General features: G+C 69.7%; 17 protein-coding genes. 6 read left to right on the top strand and 11 right to left on the bottom strand.

Going from position 1 to position 18,957, the window contains the following annotated elements:
- Positions 1–15: 15 nt before the first annotated feature.
- From IGS68_RS27020 to rsmI, 3 genes are all read right to left on the bottom strand, one after another.
- A complete protein-coding gene (locus tag IGS68_RS27020; protein ID WP_201075945.1) occupies positions 16–849 on the bottom strand; it encodes a SirB1 family protein in 834 nt (277 codons plus the stop codon).
- A gap of 136 nt (positions 850–985) precedes the next feature.
- Positions 986–1,378, bottom strand: a complete 393-nt coding sequence (locus IGS68_RS27025) for a YraN family protein (protein WP_201075947.1) — start codon at positions 1,376–1,378, stop codon at positions 986–988.
- Positions 1,368–2,318 (bottom strand): 16S rRNA (cytidine(1402)-2'-O)-methyltransferase, encoded by a 951-nt coding sequence (rsmI, locus tag IGS68_RS27030; protein ID WP_371821862.1) that lies wholly within the window; start codon positions 2,316–2,318, stop codon positions 1,368–1,370. The genes IGS68_RS27025 and rsmI overlap by 11 nt, the downstream gene beginning before the upstream one ends.
- Between rsmI and IGS68_RS27035 the strand changes: the two genes are divergently transcribed.
- Positions 2,312–3,511 (top strand): penicillin-binding protein activator, encoded by a 1,200-nt coding sequence (locus tag IGS68_RS27035; RefSeq protein ID WP_247881098.1) that lies wholly within the window; start codon positions 2,312–2,314, stop codon positions 3,509–3,511. The two genes, rsmI and IGS68_RS27035, sit on opposite strands and share 7 nt — an antisense overlap.
- A gap of 192 nt (positions 3,512–3,703) precedes the next feature.
- Here the strand turns inward: IGS68_RS27035 and hemW are convergent, their stop codons facing one another.
- The 3 genes from hemW to rph are packed head-to-tail and all read right to left on the bottom strand — an operon-like array spanning position 3,704 to position 6,245.
- The gene (hemW, locus tag IGS68_RS27040) at positions 3,704–4,876 is read right to left on the bottom strand and encodes a radical SAM family heme chaperone HemW (protein ID WP_201075949.1); all 1,173 of its coding nucleotides are present in this window, start codon (positions 4,874–4,876) and stop codon (positions 3,704–3,706) included.
- Positions 4,877–4,887: 11 nt separating this feature from the next.
- Positions 4,888–5,481 carry an RdgB/HAM1 family non-canonical purine NTP pyrophosphatase gene (gene rdgB, locus IGS68_RS27045; RefSeq protein WP_201075950.1) on the bottom strand — a complete coding sequence of 198 codons (594 nt, stop codon included), beginning with the start codon at positions 5,479–5,481 and terminating at the stop codon, positions 4,888–4,890.
- 44 nt (positions 5,482–5,525) lie between these two features.
- On the bottom strand, positions 5,526–6,245 hold the full coding sequence (gene rph / locus IGS68_RS27050) for a ribonuclease PH (RefSeq protein ID WP_201075952.1): 720 nt from the start codon (positions 6,243–6,245) through the stop codon (positions 5,526–5,528).
- A gap of 219 nt (positions 6,246–6,464) precedes the next feature.
- Between rph and hrcA the strand changes: the two genes are divergently transcribed.
- Both hrcA and grpE read left to right on the top strand, forming a co-directional pair.
- Positions 6,465–7,499 (top strand): heat-inducible transcriptional repressor HrcA, encoded by a 1,035-nt coding sequence (hrcA, locus tag IGS68_RS27055; RefSeq protein WP_158047793.1) that lies wholly within the window; start codon positions 6,465–6,467, stop codon positions 7,497–7,499.
- 69 nt (positions 7,500–7,568) lie between these two features.
- Complete coding sequence (grpE, locus tag IGS68_RS27060; RefSeq protein ID WP_201075960.1) at positions 7,569–8,234, top strand: nucleotide exchange factor GrpE; 666 nt, start codon at positions 7,569–7,571, stop codon at positions 8,232–8,234.
- A gap of 243 nt (positions 8,235–8,477) precedes the next feature.
- Here grpE and IGS68_RS27065 read toward each other — a convergent pair whose 3' ends face one another.
- The 3 genes from IGS68_RS27065 to IGS68_RS27075 form a co-directional block, all read right to left on the bottom strand.
- The gene (locus tag IGS68_RS27065; protein WP_201075961.1) at positions 8,478–9,191 is read right to left on the bottom strand and encodes a hypothetical protein; all 714 of its coding nucleotides are present in this window, start codon (positions 9,189–9,191) and stop codon (positions 8,478–8,480) included.
- A 79-nt stretch (positions 9,192–9,270) separates the two neighbouring features.
- Positions 9,271–9,477: a hypothetical protein gene (locus tag IGS68_RS27070; RefSeq protein ID WP_201075963.1), complete on the bottom strand. Its 207-nt coding sequence runs from the start codon at positions 9,475–9,477 to the stop codon at positions 9,271–9,273.
- 150 nt (positions 9,478–9,627) lie between these two features.
- Positions 9,628–10,368 (bottom strand): SDR family NAD(P)-dependent oxidoreductase, encoded by a 741-nt coding sequence (locus IGS68_RS27075; RefSeq protein ID WP_201075965.1) that lies wholly within the window; start codon positions 10,366–10,368, stop codon positions 9,628–9,630.
- 173 nt (positions 10,369–10,541) lie between these two features.
- On the opposite strand from IGS68_RS27075, the gene IGS68_RS27080 reads away from it, so the two are divergent.
- On the top strand, positions 10,542–12,245 hold the full coding sequence (locus IGS68_RS27080) for an AMP-binding protein (RefSeq protein WP_201075972.1): 1,704 nt from the start codon (positions 10,542–10,544) through the stop codon (positions 12,243–12,245).
- 65 nt (positions 12,246–12,310) lie between these two features.
- On the opposite strand, the gene IGS68_RS27085 is transcribed toward IGS68_RS27080, so the two are convergent.
- Entirely contained in the window at positions 12,311–13,426 is a 1,116-nt protein-coding gene (locus tag IGS68_RS27085; protein WP_201075974.1) for a porin, read from the bottom strand.
- A gap of 336 nt (positions 13,427–13,762) precedes the next feature.
- Here IGS68_RS27085 and IGS68_RS27090 point away from each other — a divergent pair, with 336 nt between their 5' ends.
- Positions 13,763–14,482, top strand: a complete 720-nt coding sequence (locus tag IGS68_RS27090) for a heme ABC transporter permease (RefSeq protein ID WP_201075976.1) — start codon at positions 13,763–13,765, stop codon at positions 14,480–14,482.
- Positions 14,483–14,610: 128 nt separating this feature from the next.
- Here the strand turns inward: IGS68_RS27090 and IGS68_RS27095 are convergent, their stop codons facing one another.
- Entirely contained in the window at positions 14,611–15,072 is a 462-nt protein-coding gene (locus IGS68_RS27095; protein ID WP_201075978.1) for an Lrp/AsnC ligand binding domain-containing protein, read from the bottom strand.
- 144 nt (positions 15,073–15,216) lie between these two features.
- On the opposite strand from IGS68_RS27095, the gene putA reads away from it, so the two are divergent.
- Complete coding sequence (gene putA, locus IGS68_RS27100; RefSeq protein WP_201075979.1) at positions 15,217–18,942, top strand: bifunctional proline dehydrogenase/L-glutamate gamma-semialdehyde dehydrogenase PutA; 3,726 nt, start codon at positions 15,217–15,219, stop codon at positions 18,940–18,942.
- Positions 18,943–18,957 lie beyond the last annotated feature (15 nt).

Below are 18,957 nucleotides of genomic sequence, written 5' to 3' on the forward strand. Positions count from 1 at the left end.
TTCTCTGGGATCGGGTCAGTTCAGGCGGGTCTTGAGCTGCTGGATCAGCAGCGCGGTCTGGTGGCGGAGCAAGTCGTTGCCGCCCAGCTCCATGAAGGTCTCCAGGGCGTTGACGGCGGCGGCCAGGTTGCCGACATGGGCGTTCAGCAGGCCGGACTCGCGCCACAGCGTCGCCTCGCCGGGGGCGAACAGCAGCATGCCGTCCAGCACCTCGACCGCCTTGTCCACCCGGTCGGCCTTCAGGAACCGAAGCTTCAGGTTGTTCTGCAGGCGAAGCAGGATGTCCCGGTTGCCGACCGTCGCGTAATATTCCGGGGTCAGCTCGGCGTCGGCCCCGGCGGCGATCTTCAGCAGGTCGCGCAGTTCCATGACGCTGCGGGCCTGGCCCTGGTTGAACGGGTCGATGATGATCCGCTCGCCCGCATATTCCAGCCGGACCAGGAAATGGCCGGGGAAGTTCAGGCCGAAGATGCTCCAGCCCTGGGCGCGGGCGGACTGGATGAACAGGATGCCGAGCGCCACCGGCAATCCCTTCTTCCGGTCGATCACCCGCATCATGTTGGCGTTCTGGATGTCGTCATAGGTCAGCGTGTCGCCCTCGTAGCCGTGCCGGGCGACCAGCACGTCCTGAAGGGCGGCGACCCGCGCCTCCAGGCTGTCCTCCTCGGGCGGGTTCAGCTCCGCGACCTCGCGGGCGAGCAGGGACAGGTGATCGCGGTATCGGTCCAGCTCCGCTTCGGGCTGTTCCAGGGCGGCCAGGGCGAGCGCCGCCTCGGCCAGGTCGATGTCCTCATCCGGTTGGGTCCCGACGCGGCGCAGGACGTCCTTGGCTTCCAGTCGGCTGATCACGGCTCTTCTTCTCATGGCGTCCGGGAAGGGCGTGCGACGGCCGCGGCCTTGGCGGAGGCGGCGGCCCGGCCGGACATAGAGCATAAACCATGCGAGGGAACAACCCACCAGCCGGCTTCCCGGCGCCGGACCGCCCTCATGCGCCTTCCCGCCAGGCGTCGGCCACGTGGCGCGGCCACCGGCCGGGAACGACCATCATCACGTCGAAGCGGATCGCCAGCCCGTTGAGGCCGGGATTGCGGGCGACGAAGGCCAGGGCGGCGCGCTCCAGCCTCCTGCGCTGGCGCGGCGTGACGGCGGAGCCCGCGGCATACAGGGATCCGCGGGCCTTGACCTCGACGATGGCGACGGTGCCGCCGCGCCGGGCGACGATGTCGATCTCGCCCTGGGGGCAGCGCCAGCCGCGCGCCAGGATGCGATAGCCCTTCAGCCGCAGCGCCAGGCGGCACAGCGCCTCCGACCAGCGGCCGCGGCGCCACGCGGCCAGCCGCGCCCCGCTCTTGGCGCTTCTCGCAGGATCAGCCGCCATCGTCCTCTCCCTCGGGGGGCGGTTCCGCGGGACCGTTGCGGGACAGCTCCAGGGCGCGGGCATAGACCTGCCGGCGCGGCCAGCCGGTCCGGGCCGCAACCTCCGACGCCGCGTCGCGCACGCTCATGCGTTCCATCGCGTCCGCCAGCGCCTTGTCCACCGAAGCCTCGTCGGCGGCGCCGGCGCCTTCCTCCGGCGGTCCGACGACGACGACGATCTCGCCCTTGGGCGGGCCGTGTTCGGCGTAGTGGGCCGCCAGCTCCGCCAGCCGGCCGCGCCGGACCTCCTCGAACAGCTTGGTCAGCTCGCGCGCCACGGCGGCCTCGCGGTCGCCCAGCACCGCGTGCAGGTCGGCCAGCGCCGCGGCCAGCCGCTCCTTGCTCTCGAAGAAGACCAGCGTCGCCCGGACGCCCGCCAGCTCGTGGGCGGCGGCGCGGCGCGCGGCCGACTTGGGCGGCAGGAACCCGGCGAACAGGAAGCGGTCGGTCGGCAGGCCCGACAGCACCAGCGCCGTCACCGGCGCGCAGGCCCCGGGCAGGGTGGTCACCGGCAGCCCGGCCGCGACGCAGTCGCGCACCAGCTTGTATCCGGGATCGGAGATCAGCGGCGTCCCGGCGTCGGAGACCAGGGCGATGGTCTCCCCGGCGCCCAGCCTTTCCAGCAGCACCGGCCGCATCTTCGCGGCGTTGTGCTCGTGGTAGGAGATCATCGGCGTGCCGACGCCGTGCGCGTTCAGCAGCTTGCGGGTGACGCGGGTGTCCTCGCAGGCGATCGCGTCGGCTGCGCGCAACACCGACAGCGCCCGCAGCGTTATGTCTGCGGCGTTGCCGATGGGAGTGGCGACGAGGTAGAGGCCGGGGGTCGGTTTACTTGGGCTGCCGGTCCCGCTACCTTCCACGCTCTCGCCCGCCCCTATCGAAGTGGAGTCCGTCGGTGACACGTTTGGCGACTTTTCCAGATATCCTGAAGCCGGTATGGCTGGCGGCCGGCCTGCTGGCCCTGGCCGCCTGTGCGCCCACCGTAGGACCTGAACCACCGCAGGTGCAAGCGCAGCAAGCGCCGATCACCGCCGAACCGCTGGAGCCGGTCGCTCCGGTGGACCGCACGGTGAAGGTGGCGCTGCTGGTGCCGCTGACCGGCAACGCGGCGGAGCTCGGCCAGGGCATGCTCGAAGCGGCGCAGATGGCGCTGTTCGACCTGGGCGACGACAGCTTCCAGCTGATCCCGCGCGACACCAAGGGCACGCCCGGCGGCGCCAGCGAGGCCGCCCGCGACGCCATCGCGGAAGGCGCCCAGCTCATCCTGGGGCCGCTCTATTCGTCCTCGGTGGGGGCGGTGCGGCCGGCGGTGCAGGGCGCCGGCCTCGGCATGATCTCGTTCTCGAACAATATGAGCCAGGCGGGCAGCGGCGCCTGGACGATCGGCTTCTCGCCCGACAACCAGGTCCGCCGCGTGGTCTCCTACGCCCGGTCGCAGGGCATCGGCCGGATCGGCTCGCTGGCCCCGCGCGACGCCTATGGCGATGCCGTCAGCACCGCGCTCAACGCCGCGGCGTTGGATTTCGGCGCCCGGGTCGTCCGCACCGAACGCTACGATCCGGCCGCCACCGACCTGTCGCCGGCGGTCCAGTCGCTGGCGTCCGGCGGCCCGGGAAGCCTGGATGCCGTCATGCTGGCGGAGGGCGGCCCCAAGCTGCGCAGCGTCGCGTCGCTGCTGCCGGCCTTCCAGATCGACCCGGCGCAGGTCAGGCTGCTGGGCACCGGGATGTGGGACGATCCCACCCTGGGCAGCGAGCCGGCGCTGGTCGGCGGCTGGTACGCCGCCCCCGATCCAGCGGCACGGCGCGACTTCGAGCAGCGGTTCGAATCGATCTACGGCCGCCGCCCGCCGCGCCTCGCCACGCTGGCCTACGACGCGGCGGCGCTCGCCGCGGTGCTGGCCCGCAACGGCGGCCCGGCCCCCTTCGACATGATGGCCCTGACCAATCCCAACGGCTTCGCCGGGGTTGACGGCATCTTCCGCCTGCGCCCCGACGGCCTGGTCGACCGCGGCCTCGCGGTGATGGAGGTGACGCCCAACGGCAACCGCGTGATCGACCCGGCGCCCAGCAGCTTCCAGGCCCTGGGGTTCTAGAGCGGATTCCGACCGCTGTTCCATTTGGCGCGGTGTGTTGCGCCATGGACGCAACCTACGATGGTCGGCCAGCATCACCTCCGCCCTGCATCGAGCCGTAGGTTGCGCCCATGGCGCAACACAGGGCGGCGAGTGGAACGGCCGGCTGCGAGGACCGGAGCGGTTCAACCCGATCAGGTACCGCTCCAGGGATCAGGCGGGCAGCAGCCGGGCGAGCAGGGCGTTCAGGCGCTGGCGGCCCGACGGGGTGGCGCGCAGGCGGGTCGGCGTGAGCTCGGCGAAGCCGCCAGCCACCATCCGCTCCAGGCCGGCGGGGTCCAGCGCCCGCTCCGCCGTCAGGCCGGTCTCCTCCCGGAGACGGGCGAGCGGAACCCCCTCGGTCAGGCGGAGCCCCATCATCAGCATCTCGACCAGCCGCTCCCCCGGCGCCACCTCCTCGGTCGCGTGGCCTCCATGGCCGTTGCGGTCCACCAGGTCCAGCCAGGCCTCCGGCGCGCGGTGGGCGCGGGTCGCGTATTTGGTGCCGTCCAGGGTCAGCCGGCCATGGGCGCCGGGGCCGACGCCGACATAATCGCCGTAGCGCCAATAGGTCAGGTTATGGCGCGATTCCTCGCCCGGCCGGGCATGGTTGGAGATCTCGTAGGCCGGCAGGCCGGCGCCTTCCAGCAGCGCCTGCGTCGCCTCGTACAGGTCGCCGGCCAGCTCGTCGTCGGGCAGGGCGAAGGCGCCGCGGTTGTAAAGGGTGTGGAAGCGCGTCCCTTCCTCGATCGTCAGCTGATAGACCGACAGGTGCCCGACCGCATGGTCCAGCGCCCGGCGCAGCTCCGCCTCCCAGGCCGCGACCGACTGGTTCGGGCGGGCATAGATCAGGTCGAACGAGAAGCGGTCGAAGTGGCGCGCGGCGAGGCCGATGGCGCCCAGCGCCTCCGACGCGCTGTGGGCGCGGCCCAGGAACCTCAGCGACTCGTCGTCGAGCGCCTGGATGCCCAGCGACACCCGGTTGACCCCGGCCGCCCGGAATCCCTCGAAGCGGGTCGCCTCGACCGAGGTCGGGTTGGCCTCCAGGCTGATCTCCAGGCCGGGAGCGGTGTTCCAGCGCGCTCGCACCCGCTCGATCACGGCGGCGACGGTGGCCGGCTCCATCAGCGACGGCGTGCCGCCGCCGAAGAAGATCGAGGTCACCGTCCGGCCCGCCGTCAGGTCGGCATAGTGGTCCAGCTCCCGCAGCAGCGCCGCCCGCCAGCTGATATGGTCCACCCCGTCCCGGACATGGCTGTTGAAGTCGCAGTAGGGGCACTTGGCCAGGCAGAACGGCCAATGCACATAGATGCCGAAACCGGGTTCCGACCCGTCCCGGGAACTCATTTCCGGATTCCTCAACCGAAGCACCGCTCCACCAGCTGGCGGAAGGCGTCGGCGCGGTGGCTGATCCGGTGCTTCTCCTCCGGGTCCAACTCGCCGAAGGTGACGTCGTACCCGTCGGGCACGAACATCGGGTCGTAGCCGAAGCCGTTCGTCCCGCGCGGCGGCCAGGCCAGCGTGCCGTAGACCCGGCCCTCGACCGACTCGCAATGCCCGTCGGGCCAGGCCAGCGTCAGCGCGCTGACGAAATAGGCCGCGCGGTCGCCGTCCCCAAGCTCGCGCCGGACCCGCTCCATGGCGACGGCGAAATCCTTTCCCGGCCCGGCCCAGCGCGCGGAATAGATGCCCGGCTGCCCGCCGATCGCGGGCACCACCAGCCCGCTGTCGTCGGACAGCGCGATCAGCCCGCTGGCGGTGGCGGCGGCCCTGGCCTTCAGCTCGGCGTTGGCGATGAAGCTGTCGCCGGTCTCCTCCGGCTCGGGCAGGTCGAGTTCCGCCGCCGAGCGGAACCGGGCCACGTAGGGGCCGAGCAGCGCCGCTATCTCGCGCACCTTGCCCTTGTTGTGGCTGGCGACCACCAGCGTGTCGCCGTCGAACTTCCTGGTCATCGGAATTCCTGGTTGTTACGGGCCCTGACTGATACCGGCTACGCTCACGATAGGCCGAGGGCGGCCTTCTGCAATCTCGTCAGTTCGGCGACGCCCTTCTGGGCCAGCGCCAGCAGCTCCATGAACTGGTCCTGGCTGAACGGCTTCTCCTCCGCGGTGCCCTGCACCTCGACGATGCCGCCGCTGCCGGTCAGCACGAAGTTGGTGTCGGCCTGGGCGGTCGAATCCTCGGCATAGTCCAGGTCCAGCACCGCCGTGCCGTTGTAGATCCCGGCCGAGATGCCGGCCACCGAGTCGGTCATGGGGATCGACTTCAGCTTGCCGATCTCCACCAGATGCTTGAACGCCAGGTAGAGCGCCACGTAGCTGCCGGTGATCGCCGCCGTGCGGGTGCCGCCGTCGGCCTGGATCACGTCGCAGTCGACCTTGATCTGGGTCTCGCCCATGCCGGACCGGTTGGTGACCGCGCGGAGCGAGCGGCCGATCAGGCGCTGGATCTCCTGCGTGCGGCCGGACTGCCGGCCCTTGGCCGCCTCGCGGTCGGTGCGGCTGCCGGTGGAGCGGGGCAGCATGCCGTACTCGGCGGTGACCCAGCCCAGCCCGGTGTTGCGCAGGAACGGCGGGACCCGCTCGTCCACGCTGGCGGTGCACAGCACATGGGTGTCGCCGAACCTGACGAGGCAGGAGCCCTCGGCGTATTTCGAGAAGCCCGGTTCCAGGCTGATCTGACGCAGGGCGTCGGGAAGGCGGCCGGAAGGGCGCATGGTGCTGTGTCCCGTGACTAGGTGTGGATGCGGAGGGGCAAGCTAGCCGCTCGCCCGCGCCCCGTCCAGTGCGGTCCCGCCGCGCGCCGGACAGGGACCGCCGGGGCGCCCCGGTTGATTCGCGGCAAGGCCCTGACTACATTGCAGGTTCGGCCAGGACGGCCGGGAGCAACCGGCTGGGAGGCCCCACATCGTGCCGTCAGCGTTGTCGAAGCTCATATGATCAGCGAACTGAACCAGCGCTCGCGAGACATCTTCCGCACCATCGTCGATGCCTACGTGGAGACGGGCGAGCCGATCGGCTCCCGCACCATCTCCCGCCGGCTCGGCATCTCCCTGTCGCCGGCGACGATCCGCAACGTCATGGCCGACCTGGAGGACTTGGGACTGCTCTACGCGCCCCACACCTCGGCCGGCCGCCTGCCGACCGAGGCGGGGCTGCGCCTGTTCGTCCACGGCCTGCTGGAACTGGGCCGGCTGTCCGACCAGGAGCGGGAGAGCATCGACGCCAAGTGTGCGACATCGGGCCGCAGCCTGCCCGACGTGCTGGCCGAGGCGTCGTCCATGCTGTCCGGCCTGTCCAGCTGCGCCGGGCTGGTGCTGGCTCCCAAGACCGACCGCGCGCTGAAGCATATCGAGTTCGTCAACCTGGCCCCCGGCCGCGCCCTGGTGGTCCTGGTGACCGAGGACGGCCTGGTCGAGAACCGGGTGGTCGAGGTGCCGCTGGGCATGCCGGCCTCCACCCTCCAGACCGCGTCCAACTACCTCAACGCCCGGCTGATCGGCCGCACCCTGGACGAGGCCAAGACCGCCGTGGTGCGGGAGATCGACGAGCAGCGCACCCAGCTGGACGAGCTGTCGTCGCGGGTCGTGGAAGCCGGGCTGGCGACCTGGGCCGGCTCCGGCTCGACCGGCCACCTGATCGTGCGCGGCCAAGCGAAACTGCTTGACGACGTGACCGCGCTTTCCGATCTGGAGCGCATCCGCGCCCTGTTCGAGGCGCTGGAGACCAAGGAGGCGATGCTCCGCCTGCTCGACGCCGCCAACAAGGCGGAGGGCGTGCAGATCTTCATCGGCGCGGAGAACACCCTGTTCAGCCACGCCGGCTGTTCGATGATCATCGCCCCCTACCAGGACAGCCGCGAGCAGATCGTCGGCGCGATCGGCGTGATCGGTCCGACCCGGATCAATTACGCGCGGATCATCCCCATGGTGGACTATACCGCCAAGGTGATCGGCCGCCTGCTCGGCTGACCGCCCGGCCCCGGAGAACCCCGGAATTCATCGCAACCCATTCACCGAGCCACGAACCGAGTATTTGCCATGAACGAACCCCAGAAGAAGCCCAACGAGGCCGACACCGACACGGCTACCGCCCAGGCGGACGTAAAGGGCCAGGCTGCCGCTCCCGAAGCTCCCGAAACCGCCGCGGCGCCCGGTGAGGAAGCCGCCGGTTCGGAAGGCCAGGGCGACGCCCAGGGCGGAGATCGGGTCGCGGCGCTGGAGGCCGAGGTCGCCGGCCTGAAGGACCAGCTCCTCCGCACCCTCGCCGAGACGGAGAACATCCGCCGCCGCGCCCAGCGCGAGCGCGAGGACACCGCCAAGTACGCGGTCAGCAGCTTCGCCAAGGAACTGCTGGCGGTGGCCGACAACCTGCGCCGGGCCGTCGACGCCGTTCCGGCCGAGCAGCGCGAGCAGGACGACGTGATGAAGAACCTGCTGGTCGGCATCGAGGCGACCGAGCGCCAGCTCCACGCCGCGTTCGACCGCGGCGGCATCAAGAAGATGGAAGCCCTGGGCGAGCAGTTCGATCCCAACTTTCACCAGGTCGTGTTCGAGGTCGAGAACACCGGCAAGCCCGGCGGCACCATCGTCCAGGTCCTCCAGGACGGCTACACCATCCACGGCCGCCTGCTGCGCGAAGCCATGGTCGGCGCCGCCAAGCGCGGTGCCGACGAGCCGGTCAGCCGGGTCGACACCCAGGCCTGACCCCATGCCGGGGGGAGGCTGCGGGCCCCTCTTCAGCTTAAGCATCGCGGGCCGGGCGGCCCGCGATGGCGCTTTTGGATCTTCCCGTAGTCTCGAAGCTCTCCTCCGGTCTCAAGATCCTTGCCGGGCCGCCCGGCGTCTGGCTTCAGCGATACGCCGGTCACGTTTTTCGGCGAAGCGCACGCAGGCGCGGCGGATCTGATGCTCGGCGAAGTTGGGATGCCAAGCCGGGTGGCCCGCAAGCTACGCCGCGTGAGCAATGATATCGATGCCGTAGATATCGAGGATCGGGTCGTTGAAGTGTGCGCTGCCGATGCGAATGAATTCGCGCACGGCATCCCGGGCCTCCTTGATGGCGTCCTGGTCACCGATGTCCAGGAGTTCGCGGATGAACTCGCGCAGCACGATCGGAGCAGCGGTCAACTGGCGTTGCGCGCCGGGGTCCATGCGTTTCAGGATCGTGATTCCGGCGATGCGGCTGATCAGCACATCGACGGGGTGCAGGAGGCGCACCTCGGTATCGCGGCTGAAGCTGCCCTCGACGGCAAGCGGCTCCTCCAGGATCTGCGCCCGTTTGCGCATGATCTCCGTATCCAGGCCGGCAATGGAATGCAGGAAGTCGATGGTGTAGTGCTCGCCGCGGAGCTTGATGTCGATGGCGGCGGAGTTCGGCGTGACCACATCATCGCGCGATGGGATCTTCAAATCGGCTTCAAGCATGCGGGCGAGTTCGGCTGCGACCGTCGCATCGCCGAAGAAGTCGATGTCCTTTGACTGGAAGGGAGCGCAGGCGCGAAGCTCTTCCTGGGCTTTGAAGAAGTAGTGCTCCGCCCACAAATTGAGAGCTTGGCCGCCGACGACGATGGAATCGAGCGACTCCGCGCTGGTCAGGATGCGGACCAGAAGGTCTCGGGGAATTTCTTCCGGGATGTCCAGCGCGGGTTCCGAGTCGTTCATGACAGGCCGGCCTGTCTCTGAAAGCGGAGACGCTGCCCGAAGGCGGTGTCCTGATTGGTTTGATGAAGGTGCGGTCGGCTCAGGGAGCCACGCCGGGCGTCCGGTCGGCGGCCTTGGCTCTTGGGCGGCGCACGAGCTTCGAGCCACGGAACATGCCGTAGCCACCGTTGATACGCTGCAATTCCTCGTGCGAGATCCCCCCCGAGACCAGTGCCTCCTCGTCGCGGCGACGGGACTCGGCCTTCTCAAGGGCGCGCTGATCGGGATCGTAATAGCTCACTCGCATGCCGGCCTCCTAAACCATCAAGTAGCATGGGTCACGCCGTGTTTCAAACGCCCTCAGACCGTTCGGCCCGCTGCCCGGGAGCTTCGCGCCACGGACAGGAGATGGGAAAGCGGAGTCCTCATGAGGGGGGCAGATATCGCTATCCCCCCCTCAGGATATCAGATAGCCGCCGTCCACCGGCAGCACCGTGCCGGTGACGAAGGCGGCCGCCGGGGAGCACAGGAAGATCACCGCCCCGGTCAGGTCCTGCGGCGTGCCCCAGCGCTTCAGGGGGGTGCGGGACAGGATCGCCTCGGACCGGGCGGGGTCGTCCTGAAGGCCCTGGGTCAGGGCGGTCGCGATCCAGCCCGGCGCTATGGCGTTGACCCGGATGCCGTCCGTGGCCCAGGCGATCGCCAGGCTCTTGGTCAGCTGGGCGATGCCGCCCTTGCTGGCGCTGTATGCCGGCACCAGTCCCCCGCCGAAGAAGCTCAGCATCGAGGCGACGTTCACGATGCTGCCGCCCTGCCGGGCCAGCAACGGGCGGCAGGCGGTGCACAGGCGCATGGTGCCGGTCAGGTTGACGTCCACCACCCGCTCGAAGCTGTCCAGGTCGAATTCCGCGCCGCGCCGGATGATGCCGGCCGCGTTGACCAGGATGTCCAGCCGGTCCAGCCCCTTGGCGAGGCGCTCGACGGCATTGGCGTCGGTCACGTCCAGGTCCACGGTCTGGATCGGGCCGGTAGGATCAGGCACCGCGTCCGCCGCGGGCAGGCCGGCGGCGACCACGTGGCAGCCGGCATCGGCCAGCCCGGCCGCGATGGCGGCGCCGATCCCGCTTGTCCCTCCCGTCACCAGCGCCCGGCGGCCGGAGATGTCGAAAGCCGAAATCGCAGGCGTTTGCTCGGTCATCTTGGCGTTGATCCTCCATCCCTGATCGGTTCTTCGATTCGCTTCGTTATCGACAGGTTTACCCCAGGGCGGCGCGGATGGACAGACCCCACCCACGCCGCCTAAACTCCCGCCGCGAATAAGGGGGCCGGGCATCCGGCATCGGACCCCCAGGGGGACGGAGGAAAAACGACATGACGACGCCCGGAGCGGAATTCCTGAAAGCGCGCGATTTCCTGATCGAGAATCGCGAGGATTACGAGACCGCGTACCGCGATTTCCGTTGGCCGGAATTCGAAACCTTCAACTGGGCGCTGGATTATTTCGATCCCATGGCGCGCGGCAACGACAGGACCGCCCTGTGGATCGTCGAGGAAGGCGGCGCCGAGACGAAGCTGAGCTTTTCCCAGATGGCCGAGCGTTCCGACCGGGTCGCCAATCACCTCCGGTCCCAGGGCGTGCGGCGCGGCGACCCGATCCTGCTGATGCTCGGCAACGTGGCGCCCCTGTGGGAAACCATGCTGGCGGCGATCAAGCTGGGCGCGGTGCTGATCCCCAGCACCACCCTGCTGAACGCCGAGGACCTGGCCGACCGGATCGAGCGGGGCCGCGTCGCCCACGTGATCGCCGGGGCGGAGGACGCCGCCAAGTTCGACGGCCTGCCCGGCTCCTACACCAGGATCGCCGTCGGCGGCACCGCCGTGCCGGAAGGCTGGCGGCGGTTCGAGGACGCCTACGACGCGCCAGCCTCGTTCGAGCCGGACGGCGTCACCCCCGCCGACGACCCGCTGCTGCTCTATTTCACCTCCGGCACCACGGCCAAGGCGAAGCTGGTCGAGCACAGCCACCGGAGCTACCCGGTCGGCCATCTCTCGACGCTCTACTGGCTGGGCCTGATGCCCGGCGACATCCACCTGAACATCAGCTCGCCCGGCTGGGCCAAGCACGCCTGGAGCAACTTCTTCGCGCCCTGGAACGCCGGGGCGGCGGTCTTCGTCTATACCTACAAGCGCTTCTCGGCGCCCGACATGCTGTCGGTGATCGCGCGCTGCGGCGTCACCACCCTGTGCGCGCCGCCGACGGTGTGGCGCCTGTTCATCCAGGAGGACCTGAAGGCCTATCCGGTCAGGCTGCGCGACCTGATCGGCGCCGGCGAGCCGCTCAACCCCGAGGTGATCGACACCGTGCGCGAGGCTTGGGGCATCACGATCCGCGACGGCTACGGCCAGACCGAGACGACGGCCCAGATCGCCAATCCCCCCGGCCAGCCGGTCAAGCCCGGCTCCATGGGCCGCCCGTTGCCGGGCTACGTGGTGAAGCTGCTCGACGCCGACGGGACGGAGCGGCCCGAAGGCCAGGTCTGCCTGATGCTCGACCGCCGGCCGGTCGGCCTGATGACCGGCTATCGCGACGATGCCGCCCGGACGGAGGAGATCATGGCCGGCGGCTACTACCGCACCGGCGACGTCGCGATGAAGGACGAGGACGGCTACCTGACCTATGTCGGCCGCGCCGACGACGTGTTCAAAGCCTCCGACTACCGGATCAGCCCCTTCGAGCTGGAGAGCGCGCTGATCGAGCACGAGGCGGTGGCCGAGGCCGCCGTGGTGCCGAGCCCCGATCCCCTGCGGCTCGCCGTTCCCAAGGCCTATCTGGTGCTGGCCGCTGGCTGGCAGCCCGACCGCGAAACCGCGCTGGCGATCTTCCGCCATGTCCGCCGGCATCTGGCGCCCTACAAGCGGGTGCGCCGGATCGAGTTCGCCGACCTGCCGAAGACCATCTCGGGCAAGATCCGCCGCGTCGAGCTGCGCCGGGCGGAGGAGGGAAGGGCCGGTGCCGCCGACCGCAACCCGCTGGAGTTCCGGGAGGAGGACTTTCCGGAACTGAGGGAGCCGTAAATCCGCCGAAAGCCGACGCCGGCGTTCGCCTTGACGGGCGAAGGCCGGCGTCCCTTTCTCTCCGATCAGAAGTCCAGGCGGGTGCCGACCACGAAGACGTAGCCTTCGTTGTTGAAGGTCGGGCCGGCGGCGGCCGTCCGGACATCCTCGTCGACGAACATCAGGTCGGACTGGACGACGAAGCCCGGCGCGAGGGTATAGGCGACGCCGACGCCGTACGACTTGTAATCGCTGGCATAGGTCGCGGCGTCTCCCTTGTATCCCTCGGCATCCATGTAGCTGGCGCCCACGGCGATCGGGCCTGCGGTGTAGCTCAGGCCGACATGCCATACGGACTGGTCGTTGTCGACGGCGCCGGTGGGAACGTTGAAGTCGTCGGCTTGCACGTAGCCGCCGCCCAGGACGAAGCCGGCATAGCCGACCTGGCCGCCGATGTTCCACGCGGTGAAGTCTTCCAGGGTCCCGATGAGGGGATTGCCCTGGCCCGAGGCGGTCGAGATGGTGGCTCCGGCCGCGACGGAGAAGCCCGCGAACTCGCCGGTATAGTTGATGCCGCCCTCGATCCAGTCCTTGTAGCTCAGGTTCACGTCTTCAAGGGCGACGACGTTCTGGCCCTGGCTGTCGCTCTCCGGCGCGTAGCTGACGCCGGCCTGGAAGCCCGCGAAGCGCGGGGTCAGGTACATGACCTTGGTCGCGTCGCCGGAGTTCGGGATATGGATGCCGAAGGCGATCTGCGAACCCAGGGAGAGGCCGGTGGCCGACTCGGCGCCCAGGAAGTCGTAGGCGTCGCCGTCGATCTGCTCGATACCGATCACCGGTGCGTAGATCTTCAGGGTATCGGCGGCGCCGTCGAAATCGCCCAGTTCCAGACGGCCCCAGGTGCCGCCCAGATAGACCGAGGCCTCGTCGGTGCCGACGCTGGTGGGACCGCCGCCGGTGCTGTTCTGCAGTTCGACCTTGGCGCCGTACAGCAGGCCGTTGTCAGCCTTGCCGTCGGCACGGATGACGATCTCGGTCTCCAGCTGGAACTCACGGTTGGTGCGACCCGGCGCGTCGTCATCATAGAAGCCGGCGAAGAACTCCGTATAGCCGCCAAGGCTGACCGTGATCTGGGCCTGTGCAACCGACGCGAACAGCATGCCGCTTGCCAGGGCCGTTCCAGTGAGAAGGATCCGCTTCATAAGTCTGCCCCGTTCGAAGTTTGTTATCCCGATACGGTCATTGAGTTCATTAGTGCCGTATCGGTCGCCTTATTGATGCGCAAACGAGAAAAATCCAAAAGCCGGTTTCTCTGTGACTTAGCAAAAATGCAAACATCAGTGCCTATTCGGTAACATCATCCGGAATGTCTATACTCATTTAGGCGAAATTCTTGCCTATTTCGCCGAAAGTGGCAGTTGACTAAGCTGTGTTTATCCTTCTCCGGCTTCGGGACTGCGGCATCCCGACGGGACCGGCGGGTTTGACAGGGACACCGGCACGACCCCATATTCCGGAAAACAGGATCGATCGGAACCATGCACCGCTTCGCCAATCCCGCGCGCTTTCTCCGCCTCTCCGGCATCGTCCTGCCCTGGGTGGCGGGCGCCACCGTCGTGCTCACGATCGTCGGGCTGTACTTGGCGCTGTTCGCCTCGCCGCCCGATTACCAGCAGGGCGAAACGGTCCGGATCATGTACATCCATGTCCCGGCGGCCTGGATGGCGCTGTTCGTCTACACCAACATGGCGATCGCGGCTGCCGTCGGGCTGGTCTGGAAGCATCCGCTGGCCGACCTGTTCAGCAAGGCCGCCGCCCCCGTCGGGGCCGGCTTCACGGCGGTCTGCCTGATCACCGGCAGCCTGTGGGGCGAGCCGATGTGGGGCACCTGGTGGGTGTGGGATGCCCGGCTGACCAGCGTGCTGATCCTGTTCTTCCTGTACCTGGGCTACATGGCCCTGGTGAACGCCTTCGACGACCCGACCCGCGGCTCCAAGGCCGGCGCCATCCTGCTGCTGGTCGGCGTGGTCAACGTGCCGATCATCAAGTTCTCGGTCGACTGGTGGAACACCCTGCACCAGCCGGCCAGCGTGGTCAGGATGGGCGGCCCCAGCATCGACCCCAGCATGCTGTGGCCCCTGCTGACCATGGGCCTCGCCTTCACGACCTACTTCATCACCGTCGTGCTGCTGCGCGTCCGAAGCGAGATCGCCGCCCGCAAGATCCAGATGCTCCGCCTGACCCAGGCGCAGGGGTAGGATTTTCGGCCGCAGATGCACGCATACAAATCCAGATAGCCTCCGGCTGCCGGCGCTCCGGCCGGCTGCCGACGATCATCCGTCGATCCCATCCGAGTTCATCTGCGTGCATCTGTGGCCAAGAACCGTCAGCCCCCCGGCACCGGCAGGGTCATGTCGTCCTTCACCGTCTCCATCACCACATAGGTGTGCGTCTGCTGCACGTGGGGCAGGCGCGAGATCGTGTCGCCCAGCAGCCGGCGGTAATGCTGGATGTCGCGCGTCCGCACCTTCAGCAGATAGTCGAAGTCGCCGGCGATCATGTGGCAGGACTGGATCTCCGGCACCCGGCGGACCGCCTCGTTGAAGCGCTCCAGCTCGTCCGCGGTCGTGCCGCGCAGCACCACCTGGACCAGCACCACATGGTCCGCCTCCAGGGCCACCGGGTCCAGCTCGGCCCGGTAGCGCCGGATCACGCCCGCCGTCTCCAGCCGCCTCAGCCGCTCCGAGCAGGGCGTCTTTGTCAGGTTTACCTTGCCGGCCAGTTCCACGACCGATATCCGGCCGTTCTGCTGAAGCTCGCGCAGGATCGCGCGGTCGATCCGGTCCATCACCCCTCCCAGGCCATTCCGCCTGCCGAATTCCCGTCCGCAGGCATTATGGCTGAAATTCCGCCAAAATCGGAGACTATGGCTACTGCCGACCTGGGATAATCCAGGCCATCGAGTTTTGACCCGAGGGGGAGTGCCGGAGCGATGGATCAGGCGATGCTGCGCGACGACATCGACAGGGCCTATTTCGCCGACGAAGCCACCGTCGTGATGCAGCGGATGGAGGCGATCCGGCTGGACCAGGCCGCCCGGCGCAGGATTTCCGACCGGGCCGAGGCGATCGTCCGCCGGCTCCGCGCCGATCCCACGCCCAACCTGATGGAGACCTTCCTCGCCGAGTACGGCCTGTCCACGGACGAGGGCGTGGCGCTCATGTGCCTGGCCGAGGCTTACCTCAGGGTGCCCGACGCGCCGACCCTGGACGCGCTGATCCGCGACAAGATCGGCGGCGCCGACTGGTCCAAGCATGCGGGCGAGACCGACAGCCTGCTGGTCAGCGCCTCGACCTGGGCGCTGATGCTGACCGGCAGGATCTTCCGCAACGACTCCCCCGCCGGGCCGCAGGTCGCGGGCACCCTGCGCCGCCTGGTCCAGCGGGTCGGCGAGCCGGTGGTGCGCTCCGCGGTCGCCCAGGCGATGAAGGTGATGGGCCAGCAGTTCGTGCTCGGCCGGACCATCGAGGAGGCGATCCGGCGCGGCGAGTCGCGGCGCGCCAAGGGATACAGCTTCTCCTACGACATGCTGGGCGAGGCGGCGCGGACCGGCCCGGACGCCAGGCGCTACTGGGACAGCTACGCCGCCGCGATCGACGCCATCGCGCGCCATGCCGACGCCAGGGCGCCGGTCCACGACAATCCCGGCATCTCGGTGAAGCTCTCGGCGCTCCATCCGCGCTTTGATGCCACCCAGCGCGACCGGGTGCTGGCGGAGCTGGTGCCGAGCCTGCACGCCCTGGCGCTCAGGGCCAGGGCCGCCAACATCGGCTTCAACATCGACGCGGAGGAGGCGGACCGCCTGTCCCTGTCGCTCGACGTGATCGAGCGGGTACTGGAATCGCCCGACCTGGCGGGCTGGGACGGCTTCGGCGTGGTGGTCCAGGCCTATTCCAAGCAATGCCTGCCGGTCCTGCGCTGGGTCCGGGCGCTGGCGGACCGGCTCGACCGCAGGCTGGCGGTGCGGCTGGTAAAGGGCGCCTACTGGGATTCGGAGATCAAGAACTCCCAGGTGCTGGGCCTGCCGGGCTACCCGGTGTTCACCCGCAAGACCTCGACCGACGTCTCCTACCTGGCGGGTGCGCGCTTCCTGCTGGACAACCGCGACCGCCTCTATCCCCAGTTCGCGACCCACAACGCGCAGACCGCCGCCGCGGTGCTGGAGATGGCCGGCAGCGACGGGGGCGGGTTCGAGTTCCAGCGGCTGCACGGCATGGGCCAGGCGCTGCACGACCGGCTGCTGGAGGAAGCCGGCCGGCCGTGCCGCATCTATGCGCCGGTCGGCGTCCACAAGGACCTGCTGGCGTACCTGGTCCGCCGCCTGCTGGAGAACGGCGCCAACTCCTCCTTCGTCCACCAGCTCCTGGACGAGGACGTGCCGCCGGAGGTGCTGGTCCGCGACCCCATCGCCGCGACCGAGACGGCAGCATGCATCCCGAACCCCAAGATCCCGCTGCCCCCGGAGCTGTTCGACGGCGAGCGGCGCAACTCCGCCGGCTGGAACCTCAACAATCCCTCGATGGCGGCCGAGGTCGAGGCCGGGATGGCGCCGTTCCGCACCGTCCGCTGGACCGCGGCGCCCCTGGTCGGAGGCTCCGCCCTGGAGGGGGAGGAGGTTCCGGTGCTGAACCCGGCCGACCGCACCGACCGGGTCGGGACCGTCCGGCAGGCCGACAGGGAAGCCGCCGGCCGCGCGCTGGACGTGGCCGCCGCCGCTTTTCCGGCCTGGCGGGACCGGGCGCCGGCCGACCGCGCCGCGATCCTGGACCGGATCGCCGACCTCTACGAGGCCGAAACCTTCGAACTGATGGCGATCCTGACGCGCGAGGCCGGCAAGACCCGCATGGACGGCGTCCTGGAGGTCCGCGAGGCCGTGGATTTCTGCCGCTACTACGCGGCGCAGGCCCGGCGCCTGCCGGCCGGTTCACAAGGCCTGGGGCCGTTCGTCTGCATCTCGCCGTGGAACTTCCCGCTGGCGATCTTCACGGGGCAGGTGGTCGCGGCCCTGGTCGCCGGCAACACCGTGGTCGCCAAGCCGGCCGAGCAGACGCCCCTGGTCGCCGCCCGGGCGGTGGCGCTGATGATCGAGGCCGGCGTGCCGCCCGAGGTCCTGTCCCTGCTGCCCGGCGACGGCGCCATGGTCGGGGCCGCCCTGACCGCCGACCCGCGGACGGCGGGCGTCTGCTTCACCGGCTCGACCGAGACGGCCATCCTGATCGACCGCGCGCTGGCGGCCCACGGATCGGCCCGCGCGCCGCTGATCGCCGAGACCGGCGGCCTGAACGCCATGATCGTGGACAGCACCGCCCTGGTCGAGCACGCGGTCCGCGACATCGTCAATTCCGCCTTCCAGAGCGCCGGCCAGCGCTGCTCGGCGCTCCGCGCCGTGTTCGTCCAGTCCGACATCCGGGACCACCTTCTCGCCATGCTGGAAGGGGCGGCGATGGAGCTGCGCGTCGGGGACCCCTGGAACCCCGCGACCGACGTGGGTCCCGTGATCGACGCGGAATCCCAAGGCATCATCGAGGAACATTGCCGGAGCTTCGAGCAGGCCGGGCGGGTGCTGTTCCGCCACCCGCTGCGCGACACCGGCGGGGACGGGCTGTTCGTCGCCCCCACGGCGATCGCCCTCGACCGGTTCGACGGGCTGGAGCGGGAGATCTTCGGCCCCGTGCTGCACGTCGTCCCGTTCGAGGCGCACGAGATCGACCGGGTGGTGGATGCCGTCAACGAGCGCGGCTACGGCCTGACCCTGGGCATCCATTCCCGACTGGACGACCGGGTCGAGGAGATCTGCCGGCGCGCCCGGGTCGGGAACATCTATGTCAACCGCAACCAGATCGGCGCGGTGGTCGGGGTCCAGCCGTTCGGCGGCGAGGGCCTGTCCGGCACCGGGCCGAAGGCCGGCGGTCCCCACTACCTCGCCCGCTTCGCCCGTCCCGCTCCGGCGCCGGTGCCCGCGGCCGCCCCCTTCGCCCCGCCGCCCGGCCGGGAGGGGGCCGGCCGGGAGGGGAAAGGAAGCGATCCCGCCGCCTTCTCGGCGGCCGCCCGGCTGGCCGGGCCGGATTGGGACGCCCGCACCGACCGCGCCGCGGTCCTGCGGCGGGCCGCCGCCCTGCTGCCGGACGCCTTCCGGCCGACGGCCGAGGCGGTTCTGGCGTCGGCCTCGCCCGCCTTCGCGGCGGCGGACCCCTTGCCCGGGCCGACCGGCGAGAGCAACCACCTGACCCTGCACGGCCGGGGCGCCGCCCTGTGCCTGGGCGGGGGCTCGGACCCGGCCGGCGCGCTGGCGGCCCAGGCTTTCCTGGCGCTGGCCGCCGGCAATGCGGCGGCGCTGGCGGGGAACAACCCCGCGGCCGGCCCCGTCGTCGCGGCCCTGCGCAAGGCCGGGGTTCCCGATGGCGTGGTCGCCTCGGTGACGGTCGCCGATGCCGCCGAAACGCTCCGGAACTTCCCCGACCTCGGCGTGGTCGCCTTCGAGGGAATCGACGCGGAAGCCGTCCCGTTGCGCCGGGCGCTGGCGGAGCGGGACGGCCGGCGCGTGCCGCTGGCCTCGCTCGACGACGGCATCGAGCGGTTCGCGACCGAGCGGGTCGTCAGCATCGACACGACCGCGTCCGGCGGCAACGCCTCGCTGCTGACGCTGGGCGACGGCTGAGCCGGGGACCCTGCC

The organism is Skermanella sp. TT6 (genome assembly GCF_016653635.2).
In the GTDB taxonomy this organism is placed as follows: Bacteria; Pseudomonadota; Alphaproteobacteria; order Azospirillales; family Azospirillaceae; genus Skermanella; species Skermanella cutis.

Excerpts from the sequence above, each read along its gene's own strand:
- IGS68_RS27025 (WP_201075947.1), bottom strand. The coding sequence starts at position 1,378 with ATGGCGGCTGATCCTGCGAGAAGCGCCAAGAGCGGGGCGCGGCTGGCC.
- hemW (WP_201075949.1), bottom strand. The coding sequence starts at position 4,876 with ATGAGTTCCCGGGACGGGTCGGAACCCGGTTTCGGCATCTATGTGCAT.
- rdgB (WP_201075950.1), bottom strand. The coding sequence starts at position 5,481 with ATGACCAGGAAGTTCGACGGCGACACGCTGGTGGTCGCCAGCCACAAC.
- rph (WP_201075952.1), bottom strand. The coding sequence starts at position 6,245 with ATGCGCCCTTCCGGCCGCCTTCCCGACGCCCTGCGTCAGATCAGCCTG.
- hrcA (WP_158047793.1), top strand. The coding sequence starts at position 6,465 with ATGATCAGCGAACTGAACCAGCGCTCGCGAGACATCTTCCGCACCATC.
- grpE (WP_201075960.1), top strand. The coding sequence starts at position 7,569 with ATGAACGAACCCCAGAAGAAGCCCAACGAGGCCGACACCGACACGGCT.
- IGS68_RS27065 (WP_201075961.1), bottom strand. The coding sequence starts at position 9,191 with ATGAACGACTCGGAACCCGCGCTGGACATCCCGGAAGAAATTCCCCGA.
- IGS68_RS27070 (WP_201075963.1), bottom strand. The coding sequence starts at position 9,477 with ATGCGAGTGAGCTATTACGATCCCGATCAGCGCGCCCTTGAGAAGGCC.
- IGS68_RS27075 (WP_201075965.1), bottom strand. The coding sequence starts at position 10,368 with ATGACCGAGCAAACGCCTGCGATTTCGGCTTTCGACATCTCCGGCCGC.
- IGS68_RS27080 (WP_201075972.1), top strand. The coding sequence starts at position 10,542 with ATGACGACGCCCGGAGCGGAATTCCTGAAAGCGCGCGATTTCCTGATC.
- IGS68_RS27085 (WP_201075974.1), bottom strand. The coding sequence starts at position 13,426 with ATGAAGCGGATCCTTCTCACTGGAACGGCCCTGGCAAGCGGCATGCTG.
- IGS68_RS27090 (WP_201075976.1), top strand. The coding sequence starts at position 13,763 with ATGCACCGCTTCGCCAATCCCGCGCGCTTTCTCCGCCTCTCCGGCATC.
- IGS68_RS27095 (WP_201075978.1), bottom strand. The coding sequence starts at position 15,072 with ATGGACCGGATCGACCGCGCGATCCTGCGCGAGCTTCAGCAGAACGGC.
- putA (WP_201075979.1), top strand. The coding sequence starts at position 15,217 with ATGGATCAGGCGATGCTGCGCGACGACATCGACAGGGCCTATTTCGCC.